The organism is Gemmatimonas phototrophica (assembly GCF_000695095.2).
In the GTDB taxonomy this organism is placed as follows: domain Bacteria; phylum Gemmatimonadota; class Gemmatimonadetes; order Gemmatimonadales; family Gemmatimonadaceae; genus Gemmatimonas; species Gemmatimonas phototrophica.
Genome location: NZ_CP011454.1, coordinates 3,700,917 through 3,717,259, shown reverse-complemented (window position 1 = coordinate 3,717,259; position 16,343 = coordinate 3,700,917). Strand labels below are relative to the sequence as shown.

The window sequence follows — 16,343 nt, the reverse complement described above, 5'->3', positions numbered from 1 at the left end:
GGACATGCCGCACGGCGTCCAGAGCGGTCAGTCACACATGCAGCAGCACCGCGCCCTCCTGTACATCACGATGGCGTGCGTGCTGCTGTTTGTGTTGTTGCGCATTCCCCTGTTTGTCTGGGGTGATACCTGGTTCAATCTCGTGCTTGGCCGCGAGGTGGCAGAGTCGGGAATGATTACCAGCAATCGCACGACTGCCGTTGGCTGGGGTATGCCCGTCGTTGACGTCCAATGGTTTGCGCACTACCTCTTTTTTGTCGTCGAGGGAGTGGTGGGTATTGCCGGGGTGATTGTCGCTGGCGCCGCGCTGGTTGCGGCAAGCTTCATGTGGGGGGCGCACTTCAGTGTACGCCACAGGGCCACCGCCGGTCGCACACTGCTGGTGACGTTGACGGCGTTTGCCGCCATGGGGGCCCAAGTTGTGCTGCGCGCGCAAACCTTGGCCTATCCGTTCCTGCTCCTGTTTCCGGCCATGCTCTGGCTCGACAGTCGGCACGCGTCCAAGCGAACCTGGTGGCTGGTGCCCGCCGCCGCTCTTTGGGCCAACCTACATGGCTCGGTCCTCCTTGCACCCATATTTGCGGGCGCCTTGCTCGTGGGGAGGCAGCTGGATCGACTGCGCGCAGGGCAGGGCATTGACGGACGCGCGGCCGCCAGAGATGCGGTACTCGCAGTTACACTGGCGGCGGCGGTATTTGCTACGCCTTATGGCGCCGATGTACTGCAGTACTATCGCAACACCGCCGGCAATCCGGTATTCCGCGATTTCATCACCGAGTGGTATCCGCTCTGGTCCAACGGAGACGTCGGGGGGATCGCCTTCCTCGCCATGGTAGTGACTGCCCTATGGCACGCTCGTGCCAAAACTGACGCCTACACCATGCTGATGTTGGCCGGGCTTGGCGTCATGTTCGCCACGTCCATTCGCCACGCTACGCCGCTGGCGCTGGCCTCGTTGGTTCTTTTGCCGAGGGTGCTGGACGAAGCGTTGGGGCAAAACTTTCCGCTGGAGTTTTCGCAAATTCGCAGCGCTGCCGCGCGCGTCGTGTTGGCCATCGCGAGCGCCCTGTTTCTTGTTGGCCTACCCTTGCTCGCATTAGATAAACAGCGCCTTGCTCAGCCTACCGCGTTGGTGGCCCGGGTTGCCGCCGCCGCCGTCCCCGGCCAGTGCATTCTGGTCGACGAGCAACAGGCCGATCGATTCCTGTGGTACTTCCCGCGCCTCAAGGGCATTGTGGCCCACGATGTCCGGGTGGAAACGCTGCCGGCCGAGTACCTGAGGGCACTCGGTCGTGCGTACGCCAACGCCACCCTCGCGGCGAGCGACCAATGGTTTCGCGAATTCCACGTCATCGTGATGGATGCGCGCATGCATCCGGAGCTCATTGCCGAACTGCATGCCGACAGCACATTTGTGACCATTGGCAGCGATGCCACCATTGCCGCGTTTGCTCGGCGCCATGCCACCACGACATTGTCGCCGTGCACCACCCCGTCTGAACTCCGGCGCGCCCCGTCGGTCACTGAAACGTGAATCGGGTGGTTGCCGTAGTGCGCTCCAGCCCCTAACGTGGACTTCATCTACGCGTTCCGGTTCGAATAACCGGGACGCGTTCGCGTGCGGGCTTCGCGATGTTCTGTTCCATTCCCCGTTGTTCGGTATCGGAGCGGCTCCATGGCATTAGGCGATTTCCTCCGCAAGCAGTTCATCGACGTCATCCAGTGGACCGAATCGGGCCCGGGTGTGCTCATGCACCGCTTCCCCATGCAGGACATGGAAATCCAGAGCGGCGCACAGCTCACCGTGCGTGAATCCCAATTGGCGCTGTTCGTCAACGAAGGGCGGGCGGCCGACGCCTTTGCGCCTGGCCTGCACACGCTCATCACGCAGAATCTGCCGTTGCTCACGAACCTCATGAACTGGGACAAGATGTTCCAGTCGCCGTTCAAGAGTGATGTCTATTTCTTCTCCACGCGCCTGCAGACCGGTCAGCGGTGGGGCACGCAGCAGCCTATCACCATTCGCGACCGTGAGTTTGGCGCGGTGCGGCTGCGTGCGTTCGGCATGTACGCGTTCCGCGTAGCCAACCCCACGGTCTTCCAGGCCAATGTGGGTGGCACCGACGCCGAGTACACCGTTGCGCAAATTGAACCACAGCTGCGCAACGCCATCATCAGCGGCTTCACGGGTGCCTTTGCCAACGCCAATGTGCCGTTCCTCGATATGGCGGCCAATCAGGCGCAACTCGCCACCCAGATTGGTGCGGCGGTCGCGCCGGCGTTTGAACAGCTCGGGCTCAAGCTCGATTCGTTCACCGTGGAGAACCTGTCGCTCCCCGACGAGCTGCAGAAGCGCCTCGACGAGCGCATCTCCATGAACATGATTGGCGACATGCGCACCTACGCGGCGTATCAGGCCGCGCAGTCCATCCCCATTGCTGCCGCCAATGAAGGGGGGCTGGCCGGACTGGGTGCTGGACTCGGCGCTGGCGTCGGGCTGGGTGGGGCTATTGCCAACGCCATTACGGGCGGCATGAGCGCTCCGTCTGCCCCAGGGGGGGCGGTGCCGCCTACGCGTATGGCCACGCCGGCAGAGCCGAGTGGGGAGAGCAAGTTCTGCATCAACTGCGGTGTGAAGCTGCCGGCGATCGCAAAATTCTGCTCCGCCTGCGGCACGCCGCAGGCGTAAGTACGCGCCGCCCGTCGTCACCCTCCATGACGACTTCCTCCTCCGGCCATGAATGGATTGTCGAGGCGTACGGATGTCACTCCGAACGCCTCGCCAGCCCTGCCGTGCTGCACGATCTGTTTGAAACCATCATACGCGAGCTCGCGCTGCACCCCGTAGGGGCGCCGCAGTGGCATCAGTTTCCCGCGCCGGCGGGAAGCGTCGCGGGTGGAATCACCGGCATGGTGATGCTGTCGGAATCACATCTCACCATCCACACGTTTCCCGAGCACGGCTCGGCGTGCCTCAACCTGTTCTGCTGCACCCCGCGCGCCGAATGGGCGTGGGTGGAGCGGCTCTCGGCGTTGCTGGGCGCCACCGACGTGCGCGTGCGTCACGTGGCCCGAGAATACGCCCCGCAGCCAGTGCCCGCCTCGTGATCGTTCCCCAGCCACACGGGGCGACCTGTCCCAATTGCGGCGCGCCGGTACGCTTCCTCTGGGCGCAAGCGGTGCAAACCACCTGCGCCTACTGCCGCTCCGTGCTCGTCCGACGCGACCTCGATCTCGAGCGCGTTGGAGTGCAGGCCGACTTTCCCGTCACCGGCTCGCCCATTCAGATAGGTACGGAAGGAAAGTGGCGCGGCAAAAGCTTCGTGGTGGTGGGGCGCATTACCTACGCGTGGGCGCGCGGCCGCTGGAACGAATGGCACTGCGTGCTGAACGATGGATTGAGCGCCTGGCTCTCCGACGCGCAGCTCGAATACGCCATGACCATGGTGTCCGAACCGCGCGGCAAGATGCCAGAGCTGCGCAGTACCTACGTGGGTGACAGCTACGTGTGGTACGATGTGCGCTATGAGGTGGCCAATATTCTGGAGGCCACTTACATCGGCACCGAGGGAGATCTCCCGTTTTACACGTACCGCAAGGACGCCAGCACCTTTATCGACCTGCAGAACGATCAGGGGGCCTTTGCCACGGTGGACGGGACTGAAACACCGCCGCTCTTGTACCTCGGAGAGTACGTCACCTTTGATGATCTCGCGCTGAAGAATCTGCGCGAGTTTGAGGGGTGGTGACCCGGTGGTGAACCCGGTGGCCGGTCAGGTCATTCCGCGTACGTCGGCCCTGAACTGCACGTCGTGCGGTGCAGGTATCGAACTGCACGCCCAGGGGTGGGCGGTGAGCGTGGTGTGTGCGGCGTGTGGTGCACAGCTGGATGCCACCGACGCCAACCTGCGCGTCCTGCAGTACGGCGAAAAGGTCACCTTGCAGCCGCGCATTCCGTTAGGCACCCGAGGCACGTGGAAGGGTGTGCCATGGGAAGCCATTGGCTGTCAGGAGGTCACGGTCACGGTAGAAGGGGTGGACTATTCGTGGACCGAATACGTCTGCTTCAATCCGTTCCGCGGGTTTCTGTATCTCTCGGAGTACCAGGGGCACTGGAACGTCATTGAAAAGCTGCGTCGGCGCCCCATGCAAAGCAGTGGCGGCGATCAGCCTACGTACACGCTTGACGGGCGCACCTACAAACACTTCCAGACGGCGGTGGCGCGTACCACGGCGGCGCTGGGCGAGTTTCCCTGGGAGCTGCGGGTAGGCGACAGTGTGGTGAGCCAGGATTACGTGGCCGCGCCGTACCTGCTCAGCGCCGAAGCGTCCGAAGGTGAGGTCACCTGGTCGCAGGGCACGTACACCCGTGGCGATGCCATTCAGAAGGCCTTTGGGCTCAAGCGCGAGTTCATGGCGCCCATTGGCGTTTTTGCCAACCAGCCCAATCCGTACAGCGATCTTCCCAAGCGACTCGGCGAGCGGTTCATGCTCGGCCTGCTCGCGCTGGTGGCCATGCTGGTGCTGAACGTCATGATGGCCAGCAACACCGAAGTATTCCGGCAGTCCTACCACTACGATCGCAGTGTGGGGGACAACGGCGCGTACGTTACGCCGGCGTTTGAGTTGGGCGGCCGCCCGTCCGGTGTGGCCATCGATCTCGTGGCCGATTTGGTCAACGACTGGGTGTTCTTCACCCTCTCGCTCATTAACGAGCAGACCGGCGAAACGCGCGAAGTCACGCGACAGCTGGAGTACTATTCCGGCAGCGACAGTGACGGGTCGTGGAGCGAGGGCGATCGCTCGGAAACGGTTCGCTTGTCGTCGGTGCCGGCGGGCCGGTACTTCTTGCGCGTGCAACCGGAGGGCGGCGAAGTGGGCCGTCAGTCGGTGAACTATACGCTCAGTGTGCGGCGGGATCCGCCGCATTACGGATTCTACGGACTGGCTTTTCTGGCCTTGGTGACGCCTATGGTGTTTGCGCTCTTCCCCGCGGCTGCGTTTGAAAACCGGCGCTGGGCCGAAAGCGACCACCCCATTGGTGGCACCACCAGCAGCGACGACGAGGAGTAGACACACGCATGATGGCCGCCAGAGTGTATACCGTGTGGGTCCTCGCCGTGGTGGGCGTACTGGGCATGGCCCAGTACCGCGGATGGACGTTCACCCGCAGCAACGAAACCCGCAACAACCCTCGCTCGGTACGCGACAATCCCGGCGCGTATCGTTCGTCGTACTACATCCCGGGGCGTACGCTCCGCGGCAAATGAGGAATCCCGCATGACGGAACAGTTCATGGCGAACGTCTTCAATTCCGCTGCGTTTGCCGGTATCGGCATCGTGATGTTCGTGGCGGCGTTCTTCATTATCGATATGCTCACCCCAGGCAAGTTGTGGGATGAGATTGCCGAGAAGAAGAACACGGCCGCGGCCATTCTCATGGGCTCGGTGGCGATCGCGCTCGGTATCATCGTCGCCGCCGCGATTCATTAGGGCGTGCAACTCGCGCTGTTCCTCTCGGTCTGTCTGATTGCCGCCTGCGGGCTCATTTATGAGCTCGTCGCCGGCGCGTTGGCGTCGTACCTGTTGGGGGACAGTGTCACGCAGTTCTCCACGATCATCGGGACGTATCTGTTTGCCATGGGCATTGGCAGCTGGCTCTCCCGGTTCGTGGTGCGAGGGGTGGTCACGCAGTTTGTGGTGATCGAATTGCTGGTGGGGGTGGTCGGGGGCGTCTCGTCGCTGCTGCTCTTTCTGGCGTTCGCCTACACCGAAGCGTTCCGCTTCACGCTGTACAGTCTGGTCATGCTCATTGGCACGCTGGTGGGGCTCGAAATCCCGCTGCTCATGCGCATTCTGAAGGACCGATTCTCCTTCAAGGACGTGGTGGCCAATGTGCTCACCTTCGACTACATCGGGGCGCTCTTTGCCTCGTTGCTCTTTCCGCTCTTGTTGGTGCCACGCCTTGGCCTGGTACGCTCGGCGCTGCTCTTTGGTGTGATCAATGTGCTGGTGGGGCTCTGGAGCACGTGGCTGTTTCGCGATGTGCTGCCACGCCGTCGCTGGTTGCAGGGCGCCGGTATCGCGGCGTTGCTGCTGCTGGGTGCCGGCCTGTGGAAGGGGCAGGCCATTACCACGCTGGCCGAAGAAGGCATGTACGCCGATCCCATCATTCTGGCCAAGGACACGCGCTACCAGCGCATCGTGCTCACCAGCTGGAAGGATGATCTGCGCCTGTACCTCAACGGGCATCTGCAGTTTGCCGCCCGCGATGAATACCGCTATCACGAAGCGTTGGTACACCCCGGACTGAGCGCCGGGCGGGCGCGTGGGCGCGTGCTGGTGCTGGGTGGTGGTGACGGACTGGCAGTGCGGGAAATTCTCAAGTATCCCGACGTGCAGCGCGTCACGTTGGTTGATCTAGATGAAGGCATGACCGCCTTGTTCAAGACGCATCCGCGGCTCACCGCGTTGAATGCCAAGTCGCTGCTGGACCCGCGGGTCGAGGTTGTCAACGACGACGCCTTCACCTGGCTCGACGCCCATCCGGCGCAGTTTGATTTTGTGGTGATCGATTTCCCCGATCCCTCCAACTATCACGTGGGCAAGCTGTATACGAGCGCGTTCTATCGCCTCGTCAAGCAGCATCTGGCACCGGGGGCGTTCATCGCGGTGCAGAGCACCTCGCCCATGTTCGCCCGCCAGTCGTATTGGAGCATTGTGACCACGCTGGAAGGGGCCGGACTGCGTACATGGCCGTATCACGTGTACGTGCCAAGCTTCGGGGAGTGGGGGTTTGTCATTGCGGGGCTGGACAGCTACGCGCCGCCGTCCTCGCTACCCGGTGGACTGCGCTATCTCACCGCGGCGTCGGTGCCGGGATTGTTCGACTTTCCCGCCGACATGCAAAGAGTACCGGCCGAACCCAACCGTCTCAACGACCAGGTGCTCGTGCGCTATTACGAGCACGAGTTTGATGCCATCAATCGCTGACACCAGGTCATGACGAGTCGGCGTGAGGCGCTGCGCACCCTGAGCGGACTTGTTGCAGCGCCCGCGCTGTTGGGATTGGCGCAGAAGGGGCGGGTGATTGGCGGCGGCTTTGCCGACGACGACAGTCGCGCCGGGCACGCGTTGCGCGACGGGGCATTGGCGTTGGCATCCAATCGTCCCGAGCGTCGGGTCAGTGTGGTCATTGCCGGCGGCGGCATGGGCGGGTTGAGTGCAGGCTGGCGCCTCGACGCCTTGGGACATACCGACTGGACACTGCTCGAGCTGTCGTCGCGCACCGGAGGCAACGCCCGCTCAGCATCATATCCCGGGTTGCAGGGGCAACGGGCGCCGTGGGGTGCGCACTACGTACCGGTGCCGTCGCACAACGCGGTGCATGTGCGGCAGCTCTTTCGTGAGTTGGGAGTGTTGCATGCCAATGGCGAGTGGGACGAGCGGGTGCTCTGTCACTCGCCGCAGGAGCGCATTTGGCAGCACGGGCGTTGGCATGAGGGGCTCGATCCGCTTGACGCCGCCACAGTGCAGGAGCGCGAGCAGTTTGCCCGCTTTCATGATGTCATAAGCGGGTGGCGCGAGACGGGCATGTTCCAGGTGCCGTCGTTCATGGGGCATGACGCGCGACGTAGCGCGCTACGTGGTGGTGGGTCGCCGGCTGCGCGGGCGCGTGACGTGTTGGCGCTTGATACCATGACCGCGCGCGAGTGGATGATCTCGCAGCGGTTTACCGCACCGGCGCTCCGCTGGTGGGTGGAGTACGGCACCCGCGACGACTACGGCGCCTCACTGTCGCAAGCCAGCGCGTGGGCGGCGGTGCACTATTTTGCCGGTCGCGAAAGTGAAGACGAGGGGCCGCTCACGTGGCCCGAAGGGAACGACTTCATTGCCCGCGAGCTCACGCGGCGGCTGTCGCGTACTCGTGATGCCCGTGGACAGGAACGACTGCGGACTGATGCTCCGGTCGTGCACATTGCGCGGCGCGGCACACAGTGGGTGGTGGATACACCGCGCGAGCGGGTGATTGCTGACGCCGTGATCTGGAGCGCGCCGCTGTTTTTGTTGCCGCGGGTCTGTCCCGGCGTCACGCTGCCGATCACGCTCGAGTACGCCCCGTGGGTGGTAGCCAATCTGGTATTGGATGGGTTACCCCAGGAGCGTGGTGCACCGCTCGCGTGGGACAATGTCATTTATGGCAGCCCGTCGCTGGGGTATGTGAACGCCCAGCATCAGCAGTTGGGCACGTCGTCGCGCGAGCACATTTGGACCTGGTATTATGCCGTGGTCGATCGACCTGCGGTGGAGGCACGCCGCTGGCTGCAGGCGCAACCTTGGACCCATTGGCGCGACACCATTGTTGCCGACCTGCAGCGCGCGCACCCCGACATCGCGCAACGACTGCTTCGCGTCGACGTGATGCGCTGGGGGCACGCCATGGCGCGTCCCGTCCCGGGCACACTGGATCGTGTGGCCCGTCTCCAGCAGTGGGCTCCAGCTGAGCGGCTGTTCGTCGCCCACGCCGATCTCAGCAACTTGAGTCTTTTTGAGGAAGCGCAGTGGCACGGGGGGCAGGCGGCCGATCGGGTGGTACAAATAGTTGGGTAGAACTGCATGACGAGGACTGCTCCGTGTAGTCTGACGGGGCGTCCAAACGAGGACTGGCTCCGGTATGGGCAGGCGGCGCACTGCTACGGCGGGGCAGTTCTTTTTTATTTGTTTGAGATCTTGAGGAGGTGGAGAGTGCGTTTCGCCTACACCGTCGCAGTCCTCGTTCAGACGCCCTGTCCGTATGTTTGGAGCAGTCCTCGGAATGCAGTTTAAAAGTCGCCCACACCGCAACAGTCCCATTACGCCATGAACACCGACGCCCTCACCTGGCCTGAACCAGCCCCTTCGCTGGCCCGTGCCGTGGCCGGCGAGTTCCGGCTGCTGCGCGAGATTGGCCGCGGCGGCATGGGTGTCGTGTTTCTCGCCGAAGACACACAGTTGCAACGTCGTGTCGCCATCAAAACACTACCGCCGCATCTCGCCGCCGATGCCGCGGTGCGTGAACGCTTCCTGCGTGAAGCGCGTACGGCCGCCGGTCTGTCACACCCCAACATCGTCCCCATCTATTCCGCGGCCGAGCGCGAGCGCGTGGTGTATTTCACGATGGGGTATGTGCATGGCGAATCACTGGCCGAACGGCTGCAGCGTGAGGGAGCCATGGAGGTGAACACTGCGCTGGCGGTGTCGCGTCAGCTGGCCCTCGCGCTTGAGGCGGCGCATGCGGCAGGGGTGGTGCACCGCGACATCAAGGCGGAGAACGTGCTGCTCGACGAAACCGGTCGCGTGTTGGTGACCGATTTCGGGATTGCCCGGCTCAGTGAGGCGCAACCGCTCACCGCCACCGGCACCGTGCTGGGTACCGTGCAGTACATGAGCCCCGAACAGGTCACTGGCGATACGCTCGACGGGCGCAGTGATCTGTACGCGCTGGGCGTGCTGCTGTATCACCTGCTCACGCACCGCTTTCCTTTAGAACGTTCCATGCCGTCGGCGGTGCTGGTGGCGCATGTGAACAGTGCGCCCACCCCCATGTCCACCTTACGCCCCGACATTCCGCCGGCGGTGGACGCGCTGGTCATGCAGTTGCTGGCCAAGCGTCCCGATCAACGGGTGGCGTCGGCGCGGGCGCTGTTGGGACAACTCGATGCGCTTGGCCAGGAAGCAACCACGCGGGAGGGGATTCCTGCGGTCGTGCCGCCCGCCCGCACGCCGTCGGCGCAGTCGTTGTCGTCGGCCGATGCGCAGGCGGTGTGGGCCCGGGCGGCCGAGTTGCAGGCGAATACGGGGATGATGGTGCCGCCCGCCAGCTTTCCCGCGCCGGTGGAGGGGGAGCCGCTCACGCGCGGCTACAACGTGGGGCTGGTGAAAGATGCTGCCGCCGAAGCGGGCATTAGCTCCAAGTATGTGGAGCGGGCGCTGGCCGAGCGCGATGCGGCGGTCGCCCCCGTGGCGACCGTGCGCGTGGAGGAGGGGCCATTCCTCAGGAAGAAAGTGAACGCGTTTTTGGGGGCGCCCACCAAGCTGGAATTTGAAGGGGTCGTGGAAGGCGAGCTCACCCTGGACGCGTTCGAGGATCTGGCCGACATGGCCCGACGGTCGCTTGGCGACATTCTGAGTGTGAGTGCTGTGGGACGGACGCTGACCATGAATACCAACGTCATGCGCGGTGGGCAGAACGGGCAGGGGCGGCAGCTGCAATTGACGGTGTCGGTGCGCAATGGACGCACCACAGTGCGGGTGCTGGAGGAATTCGGGGGAGTCGCCGGGGGGATGTTCGGGGGGCTCGTGGGCGGCGTTGGTATGGCCTTGGGAGGCATTGCCATGGGGTTGATCGCCAAAAGCGGGTCACCGGCGCTGGGCGCACTTGTCTGGGCGTCCATGGCTTCTTCCCTGTATGCCCTGGTTCGCTGGGGCTTTGTGCGGCACGTGGGCACCAAGCGGCAGGAATTGCGCGAGCTGGTGGAGGAGCTCGCGCGATTTGCCCAGGCAAATGTCACGTCGGCTCGTGGTGCCCAGGGGGTCCTGCCAGCAGGTCCTCCCGGGCGTGTGACCTCCACTGGTAGCCCTTCCGCCGGCCGCTAACTTTCCACCATGACCAAGAAGCGTCTCATTGTTGTCGGTGACCGGGTGCTCGTGAAACTGGAGGATGGCGAGCAGCGGTCCAAGGTTGGCTTGTATCTTCCGCCCACCGCGGTGGACAACCAGGCTGTGCAGGGGGGGAGATTGTCGCCACCGGCCCCGGGCTGGCGTTACCGGATCTGGCCGACCAGGGGGATGAGCCCTGGCGCATTGGCGGACAGGCCGGGCGGGAGGCGCGGTACGTGCCCATGCAGGCCTCGGTGGGCGACTACGCGCTGTTCTTCCGCAAGGCGGCCGTGGAAATCACGTTCGAAAACGAGCAGTACCTGGTGGTTCCGCAGGCCGCCATTCTGGCGCTGGTGCGAGAGCCCCGCGAAGATATTCCCGACTATTAACCGGAGCCTTCCATATGATGTATCCCGAACAGTTGCTCATCCCCATGCGTCAGGAGCTCACGCGCCTCGGCGTGGAAGAGCTGCGTACCGTGGCCGATGTGGACGCCAAGCTGGCCGATCAGAAGGGGACCGCGCTGGTGGTGGTGAACTCTGTTTGTGGCTGTGCGGCGCGGAACGCGCGGCCGGCCATTGCCATGGCGCTGCAGCATGCCACCAAGCCTGACGTGTCCACGACCGTCTTTGCCGGTCAGGATCGTGAGGCCACCGACCGGGCCCGTGGTTATTTCGTGGGCTACGCGCCGTCGTCGCCGAGCATTGCGCTTATGAAGGATGGGGATGTGGTGTTCATGCTGGAGCGGTACCAGATCGAAGGGCGCAGCGCGCAGCAGATTGCGGCCGACCTGACCAGCGCGTTCGACCAGTTCTGCACGTCTGGTCAGCCCGCCTGATTTTCACACCGCGTTGTCCTGCTTGACCGGAGCTGCTCATGCTGCACTATCTACGGTGGATGTGGCGGGATGCCCCACGGGCCCTGCGCATTGAGTTTCTCGTCACTATGCTGGTGATCGAGCTGCTGGCGCTGGCGACCATGGTGGTCCTGACGAATCCCGGGCCGGCGCCGGCAGTCGTGAATATGGAAGAGGTATCGACCGGTCGCTGACAGCGGCCGGTCGATTCTTTTTGTTTTCTGGAATGGATACTAAAGCTTTCCTAATGTTGCGAAGTGCAAGGCAGCGGGTCTTTCCTGCAGCACGAAGAATCTGATAGCGAATTCACGTGGTGTGACACGAAACTGTTGCATGGAGAATACCCGTGCAGCATGGGCCCATCAGTGAGACGGTGGTGAGACTGTACCGTTGCGTGGTTGCACCGAACTGTTGCGCAAACGCTTCGCATCGCACGCAAAGTATGAAAAGTACATCATGACTTCAACTAATGTGGAATATGGAGTATGCTTCATATCTGAAGCGGCCTTAACCGCATAAAGCACTGTTTTTCATAAGCTTAGTGCTGCGGAGAACGCCTTTACGGTTGAGTTTGCCTCGGGTTTTTACGCGTCTTGTGTGGATTTGACGTTTTGTGATCAGCGCATCATCGGTGGCGCGACGATTGCTCTGTCCTCGTTCCGTGCAGCGCATGCTGTGTTATCAACAGATGAGATCGCCGATGGTCTTATCGTCCCTACCAGGAGCCTGACCAATGTCCAGCCTCAAGAACACGCTTCGCCGGTTTGTCCGTGAAGAAGAAGGTGCGTCGCTCGCCGAATACGCCCTGTTGCTTGGCGTGATCACGGTGGCGCTGATCGCCGTTATCCAGGGGTTCCGCAACTCCATTTCGAATATTTTCGAGCGCACCACCAATACGCTGAACTCGGCGTCGTAAGCACCCGCAGCAATCGGCAGCACTGCGCTATCTCTCTCATCATTAACCACACACTGGAGTCATCATGTCCGCATTCAATCAGACCCTCCGTCGTTTTGTTGCCGAAGAAGAAGGCGCCTCGCTCGCCGAATACGCGCTGCTCCTTGGCGTGATCACGGTGGCGCTCATCGCCGTCATTCAGGGCTTCCGCAATTCGATCTCGAACATCTTCCAGCGCACGACCAACACGCTCAACTCCGCGAGCTAAGGCGTCGGCCTGGTTGTTCCAATGCCGCGCGCGGGAAGTTTCCGTCGCTGGTCAGACATTCGACGCCGCTTCGCACACGACGAAGGGGCGTCGTTGTCTGAGTACGCCGTTCTGCTCGGCGTACTCGCCTTGGCGTTGGTTCTGGTCATCACGCAGTTCCGTGGGGCCATCGGCAATGCCTTTGGACGATCGACTGACTCGTTGGCCAATGCTAATGCGTCGGCGGGCGGCCAAGGCGATTCGCCAACAGACGGCGGTGGCGCCGGAGGCAGCACGACCGGCAACAATGGTGGTGGACAAGGCAATGGGAACGGGCAAGGCAATCAGGACGGCAAGGACAACGGCAACGACAAGAAGCCGGATAAGGACAAGGATAAGGGCAAGGACTGACGCCGCTGACGCAGGGCGTGACCGGTACGGGCTTTCTCACAGGAAGTACGGATGATCTCTGATGTTCGCGTCGCCGCAGAAGGCATGGTGTTGGGTGCGTTGCTCTGTGCTGCGGCCATCAGTGATGTTCGTGAACGTCGCGTCACGAACGGCCTCAATCTGATCATCCTCCTCATCGGGTTTGTGGTATCGACACTCCAGGTTGGCCTCTGGTCCGGCGTGGGGCACGCGTTGTCTGGGGTTGGCGTCGCTTTGCTGATCTGGTTCCCCATGTTTGCGCTGCGACTCATGGGCGCCGGCGATGTGAAACTCATTGCGGCTGCCTCGACGTGGCTGGGGTGGCAGGGGGCGATCGTTGCCACGTTGGCAACGGGTGTGGCCGGCGGCGTGCTCGGTGCGCTCTGGCTGGTACGATCCGATGGCGCGCTCAGTGCCCTGCACACCGTGGGTACGGCGCTACGCTCTCCATGGCTGATGAAGATGAGACCTTTCGAGCCCCGTGAGCGTATTCCATATGCGGTGGCCATTGCAACAGGTGTAGCCACCGCATGGTGGTTCGTGAATGGGCAGCAGCTGCTCGGGGGGCGATGATGCTTCGACGATTCAAGACATCCCGGTTTGTACAGGAACTCGACGCCGGTCCGATCGTGGAGTTTGCGATCATTGTGCCCGTGCTGGTCCTCATTCTGATCGGGATCATCGAACTCGCTTGGGCTTTCAATACGCGTAACAGCTATGTCGGCGCCGTTCGGGAAGGTGCACGTTTCGCCGCAGTTCAACCCGCAGCGGCCGACCCCTGTACGGAATATCTCGCGGCTATCAAAGCGGTGGTTAAGTCTCGCGTCACCGCCGGGGTCGATTCTGTGCCGGATGCAGGTATCACGTGCGCCTTCCAGGGTGGGCAGGACATCACCGTCCGCATCGTCAATCAGCCTTATGTCAGCCGCTCAGGGGTCTCCATTCCGAGATTCCTGACGCGGGCCATTACGCTGAACGCGTCGGCAACATTCAGGTGGGAGCGTGCGCCGTGAGCACTGCTAAAGCATTCGCTGAAAATCACACTCTTGCAAACGTAGACACTCATGTTCGGTGATCGCCGCTATCGTTTCGTTCTGTACGTTGCCTTATTGGTTGCCGGTCTCGCCACGTTTGGCGTGTACCGCGTGATTGATGGCATGCGTGCCAGCAGCCGCATCGCTACCCAAAGTGTGGTGATTGCGTCGGCCGATATCGCCGAAGGTGAGGCGTTAACCGCAGCTACACTGGCCGTGGTGGAACTGCCCATTGCGGCAGTCCCCGCCGGATCTTTCACGGTCCCCGACTCTATCGTTGGGCGGGTGTCGCGCATCCCGATTTTCAAGGGTGAGGCGATCGTGCCGGGTCGGCTGGCGCCGGAAGGGACCGCCGGCGGCATCGAAGTGAAGATTCCCCCCGGCAAGCGCGCCATGTCGCTGCGCATTGACGACGTTGCGGGACTGTCGGGCATGGTGCAGCCCAATTCACGCGTGGACGTCATGCTCACCACCGGCGATTCGCGTGGTGGTGGCGGGCAGATCTCCAAGCTCTTCATGAGCAATATGCGGGTGCTCTCCATTGGTGCCCAGGTTACGCGTGGCGAAGACGGCCGGCCCATCAATGCCCCCACCGCTACGCTTGAAGTCTTTCCGGAAGAGGCGGAGCGGCTCGCTCTCGCCATGCGTGAGGGCAGCATTCAGTTGGTGCTCCGTGGCTACGGCGATCCTGATTCCGTGCAGACCAGTGGCGCCAAGCGTGAGAATCTGCTCAACGGCGTGACCTATCAGGCGGCGCCGGCTCCGGCCCCGGTGGTGCGCCGTCCCTCGGTACCACGGCCAGCGCCAGTCGCGCCAGCACCGGCACCCGTAACCGTGCCGGTACCGGACAAGACGGACTCGGTGGTCGTGCGCGTCTATCGCGGCGTGGATATGCAACAGCTGCGCTTCGAACAGGCTCGCGACAGCGCTCGTCGCGATTCGGTGCGCAAGGCGCAACTGCGTCGTGACTCCAGCTTGTTCCGGCAACAGTAACCCAACGCGTCTGCCGGACCCCCGGCTGCTCAATTCCTTCCCGATTTTCTGGAGTGCATATGGTGTGGTTCTCGCCGTCTCACGTATCGGCTCGCGGTAAACTCGTGGCGCTGGCAATGGCCGGCCTCGGGGCCCTGTCTCCAGTTGCCGCGGTCGGCGCACAGGCTACCCCGCCCAGCGCTCCGGCGTCAACTACGCCCATTGAGCTCATTGCATTATCGGTTGGTCGCGCGTTGCCGCTCGACTTTACCTCGGCGGTCACACAGGTCACGGTGGCCAATCCGGGTGTGGCCGATGTCGTGGTGCTCAACGAGCGCAGCGTGGTCCTCAACGCCAAGGCCCTCGGCGAGACCGACGTACTGCTCTCCGGCCCGGCCTTCGGTCGTCGCCATTTGCGCGTATCGGTGAACCAGGCCACCGAACAGCGCCAGATTGCCCTTGGCGTCAAGTTCGCCGAAGTGCGCAAAGATGCGCTATTAGAACTCGGCGTGTCTGGCAGCTACAAGTCCGTGAATGGAAGCACCGACGCTGGTACGGGTGTGCTTGCTCCGGGGGCGAGTACATCAACCGGCGCGAATCGCTTCTTGGGCGCCTTGCTGAACTTCGGCACACAAGACATCACGGCATTCCTCGACGCCCAGCAGCAGGCCGGAAGGGCGCGCTCACTCGCCGAACCCACGCTCATTGCCGGCAATCGTGAGGAAGCGACCTTCCTCGCTGGTGGTGAGCTTCCCATTCCCGTAGTGCAGCCGGGGCAGGGCGGGCAGATCTTTGTGGTCATTCAGTATCGGCCCTACGGCGTACAGCTCAAGTTCCGCGGCGAAGTCATGTCCGATTCGCTCATCAAGCTGAAAGTCACCCCCGAAGTCTCAACGCTCGACTTCACCAATGCCGTGCTCTTGTCGGGCTTTCGTATCCCCGCCATCCGCACACGGCGCGTGGAAACCACGCTCGATGTACGGCCTGGCGAGAGCCTGGTCATCTCGGGGCTCTTCAATGAAGAGCGGGAATCCATTCGTACTGGCGTTCCAGGGCTCATGAGCCTTCCCATCATTGGAGCGCTCTTCTCCAGCAACCGGTGGCAGAAGAACGAGTCCGAGCTGCTCGTCGTGGTGTCGCCGGAACTGTTCGATCCCAACGTTGCCCGCAGTGGCCGTACGCTGCGCTTCAAGCCCGACAGCACCATGCCTGCTGCGGATGCGATCAAGAAGCGCCTGCCCCCCGAGTAAGTGTCGTCTCTCCAGTCTTTCC

General features: G+C 62.8%; 20 protein-coding genes. All 20 read left to right on the top strand.

Features of this window, described 5'->3' with window-relative positions:
• Nucleotides 1-4 precede the first annotated feature (4 nt).
• The 20 genes from GEMMAAP_RS15740 (at nt 5) to GEMMAAP_RS15655 (ending at nt 16,321) form a co-directional block, all read left to right on the top strand.
• On the top strand, nt 5-1,534 hold the full coding sequence (locus tag GEMMAAP_RS15740) for a hypothetical protein (RefSeq protein WP_043579397.1): 1,530 nt from the start codon (nt 5-7) through the stop codon (nt 1,532-1,534).
• 141 nt (nt 1,535-1,675) lie between these two features.
• Nucleotides 1,676-2,689, top strand: a complete 1,014-nt coding sequence (locus GEMMAAP_RS15735; protein ID WP_026848446.1) for an SPFH domain-containing protein — start codon at nt 1,676-1,678, stop codon at nt 2,687-2,689.
• 26 nt (nt 2,690-2,715) lie between these two features.
• On the top strand, nt 2,716-3,108 hold the full coding sequence (locus GEMMAAP_RS15730; protein WP_043579399.1) for an S-adenosylmethionine decarboxylase family protein: 393 nt from the start codon (nt 2,716-2,718) through the stop codon (nt 3,106-3,108).
• Nucleotides 3,105-3,749 (top strand): DUF4178 domain-containing protein, encoded by a 645-nt coding sequence (locus GEMMAAP_RS15725; RefSeq protein WP_026848447.1) that lies wholly within the window; start codon nt 3,105-3,107, stop codon nt 3,747-3,749. Before GEMMAAP_RS15730 ends, GEMMAAP_RS15725 begins: the two co-directional genes overlap by 4 nt.
• Nucleotides 3,750-3,753: 4 nt before the next feature.
• Nucleotides 3,754-5,073, top strand: a complete 1,320-nt coding sequence (locus GEMMAAP_RS15720; RefSeq protein WP_026848448.1) for a DUF4178 domain-containing protein — start codon at nt 3,754-3,756, stop codon at nt 5,071-5,073.
• An 8-nt stretch (nt 5,074-5,081) separates the two neighbouring features.
• Nucleotides 5,082-5,270: a hypothetical protein gene (locus tag GEMMAAP_RS20370; protein WP_026848449.1), complete on the top strand. Its 189-nt coding sequence runs from the start codon at nt 5,082-5,084 to the stop codon at nt 5,268-5,270.
• 10 nt (nt 5,271-5,280) lie between these two features.
• A complete protein-coding gene (locus GEMMAAP_RS15715; RefSeq protein WP_026848450.1) occupies nt 5,281-5,493 on the top strand; it encodes a DUF350 domain-containing protein in 213 nt (70 codons plus the stop codon).
• Between the two features lie 3 nt (nt 5,494-5,496).
• Complete coding sequence (locus tag GEMMAAP_RS15710; RefSeq protein WP_026848451.1) at nt 5,497-6,993, top strand: polyamine aminopropyltransferase; 1,497 nt, start codon at nt 5,497-5,499, stop codon at nt 6,991-6,993.
• 9 nt (nt 6,994-7,002) lie between these two features.
• Complete coding sequence (locus GEMMAAP_RS15705) at nt 7,003-8,610, top strand: NAD(P)-binding protein (RefSeq protein ID WP_053333646.1); 1,608 nt, start codon at nt 7,003-7,005, stop codon at nt 8,608-8,610.
• Between the two features lie 249 nt (nt 8,611-8,859).
• A complete protein-coding gene (locus tag GEMMAAP_RS15700; protein ID WP_053333647.1) occupies nt 8,860-10,635 on the top strand; it encodes a serine/threonine-protein kinase in 1,776 nt (591 codons plus the stop codon).
• A 245-nt stretch (nt 10,636-10,880) separates the two neighbouring features.
• Nucleotides 10,881-11,027, top strand: coding sequence for a co-chaperone GroES family protein (locus GEMMAAP_RS20365; RefSeq protein ID WP_338011333.1), 147 nt, complete (start codon nt 10,881-10,883; stop codon nt 11,025-11,027).
• A 17-nt stretch (nt 11,028-11,044) separates the two neighbouring features.
• On the top strand, nt 11,045-11,476 hold the full coding sequence (locus GEMMAAP_RS15690) for a BrxA/BrxB family bacilliredoxin (protein WP_026848452.1): 432 nt from the start codon (nt 11,045-11,047) through the stop codon (nt 11,474-11,476).
• Between the two features lie 38 nt (nt 11,477-11,514).
• Complete coding sequence (locus GEMMAAP_RS20650) at nt 11,515-11,688, top strand: hypothetical protein (RefSeq protein ID WP_158514891.1); 174 nt, start codon at nt 11,515-11,517, stop codon at nt 11,686-11,688.
• A gap of 539 nt (nt 11,689-12,227) precedes the next feature.
• Nucleotides 12,228-12,410 (top strand): Flp family type IVb pilin, encoded by a 183-nt coding sequence (locus GEMMAAP_RS15685; protein WP_026848453.1) that lies wholly within the window; start codon nt 12,228-12,230, stop codon nt 12,408-12,410.
• Nucleotides 12,411-12,474: 64 nt separating this feature from the next.
• Complete coding sequence (locus GEMMAAP_RS15680; RefSeq protein ID WP_043579402.1) at nt 12,475-12,657, top strand: Flp family type IVb pilin; 183 nt, start codon at nt 12,475-12,477, stop codon at nt 12,655-12,657.
• A 21-nt stretch (nt 12,658-12,678) separates the two neighbouring features.
• Nucleotides 12,679-13,047: a hypothetical protein gene (locus GEMMAAP_RS15675; protein ID WP_026848454.1), complete on the top strand. Its 369-nt coding sequence runs from the start codon at nt 12,679-12,681 to the stop codon at nt 13,045-13,047.
• Nucleotides 13,048-13,098: 51 nt separating this feature from the next.
• Nucleotides 13,099-13,638, top strand: coding sequence for an A24 family peptidase (locus GEMMAAP_RS15670; protein WP_053333648.1), 540 nt, complete (start codon nt 13,099-13,101; stop codon nt 13,636-13,638).
• Entirely contained in the window at nt 13,635-14,078 is a 444-nt protein-coding gene (locus GEMMAAP_RS15665; protein ID WP_053333649.1) for a TadE family protein, read from the top strand. The genes GEMMAAP_RS15670 and GEMMAAP_RS15665 overlap by 4 nt, the downstream gene beginning before the upstream one ends.
• Before the next feature lie 51 nt (nt 14,079-14,129).
• Nucleotides 14,130-15,092, top strand: coding sequence for a Flp pilus assembly protein CpaB (cpaB, locus tag GEMMAAP_RS15660; protein ID WP_053333650.1), 963 nt, complete (start codon nt 14,130-14,132; stop codon nt 15,090-15,092).
• A gap of 59 nt (nt 15,093-15,151) precedes the next feature.
• On the top strand, nt 15,152-16,321 hold the full coding sequence (locus tag GEMMAAP_RS15655; protein WP_053333651.1) for a type II and III secretion system protein family protein: 1,170 nt from the start codon (nt 15,152-15,154) through the stop codon (nt 16,319-16,321).
• The last annotated feature ends 22 nt before the right edge of the window (nt 16,322-16,343 follow it).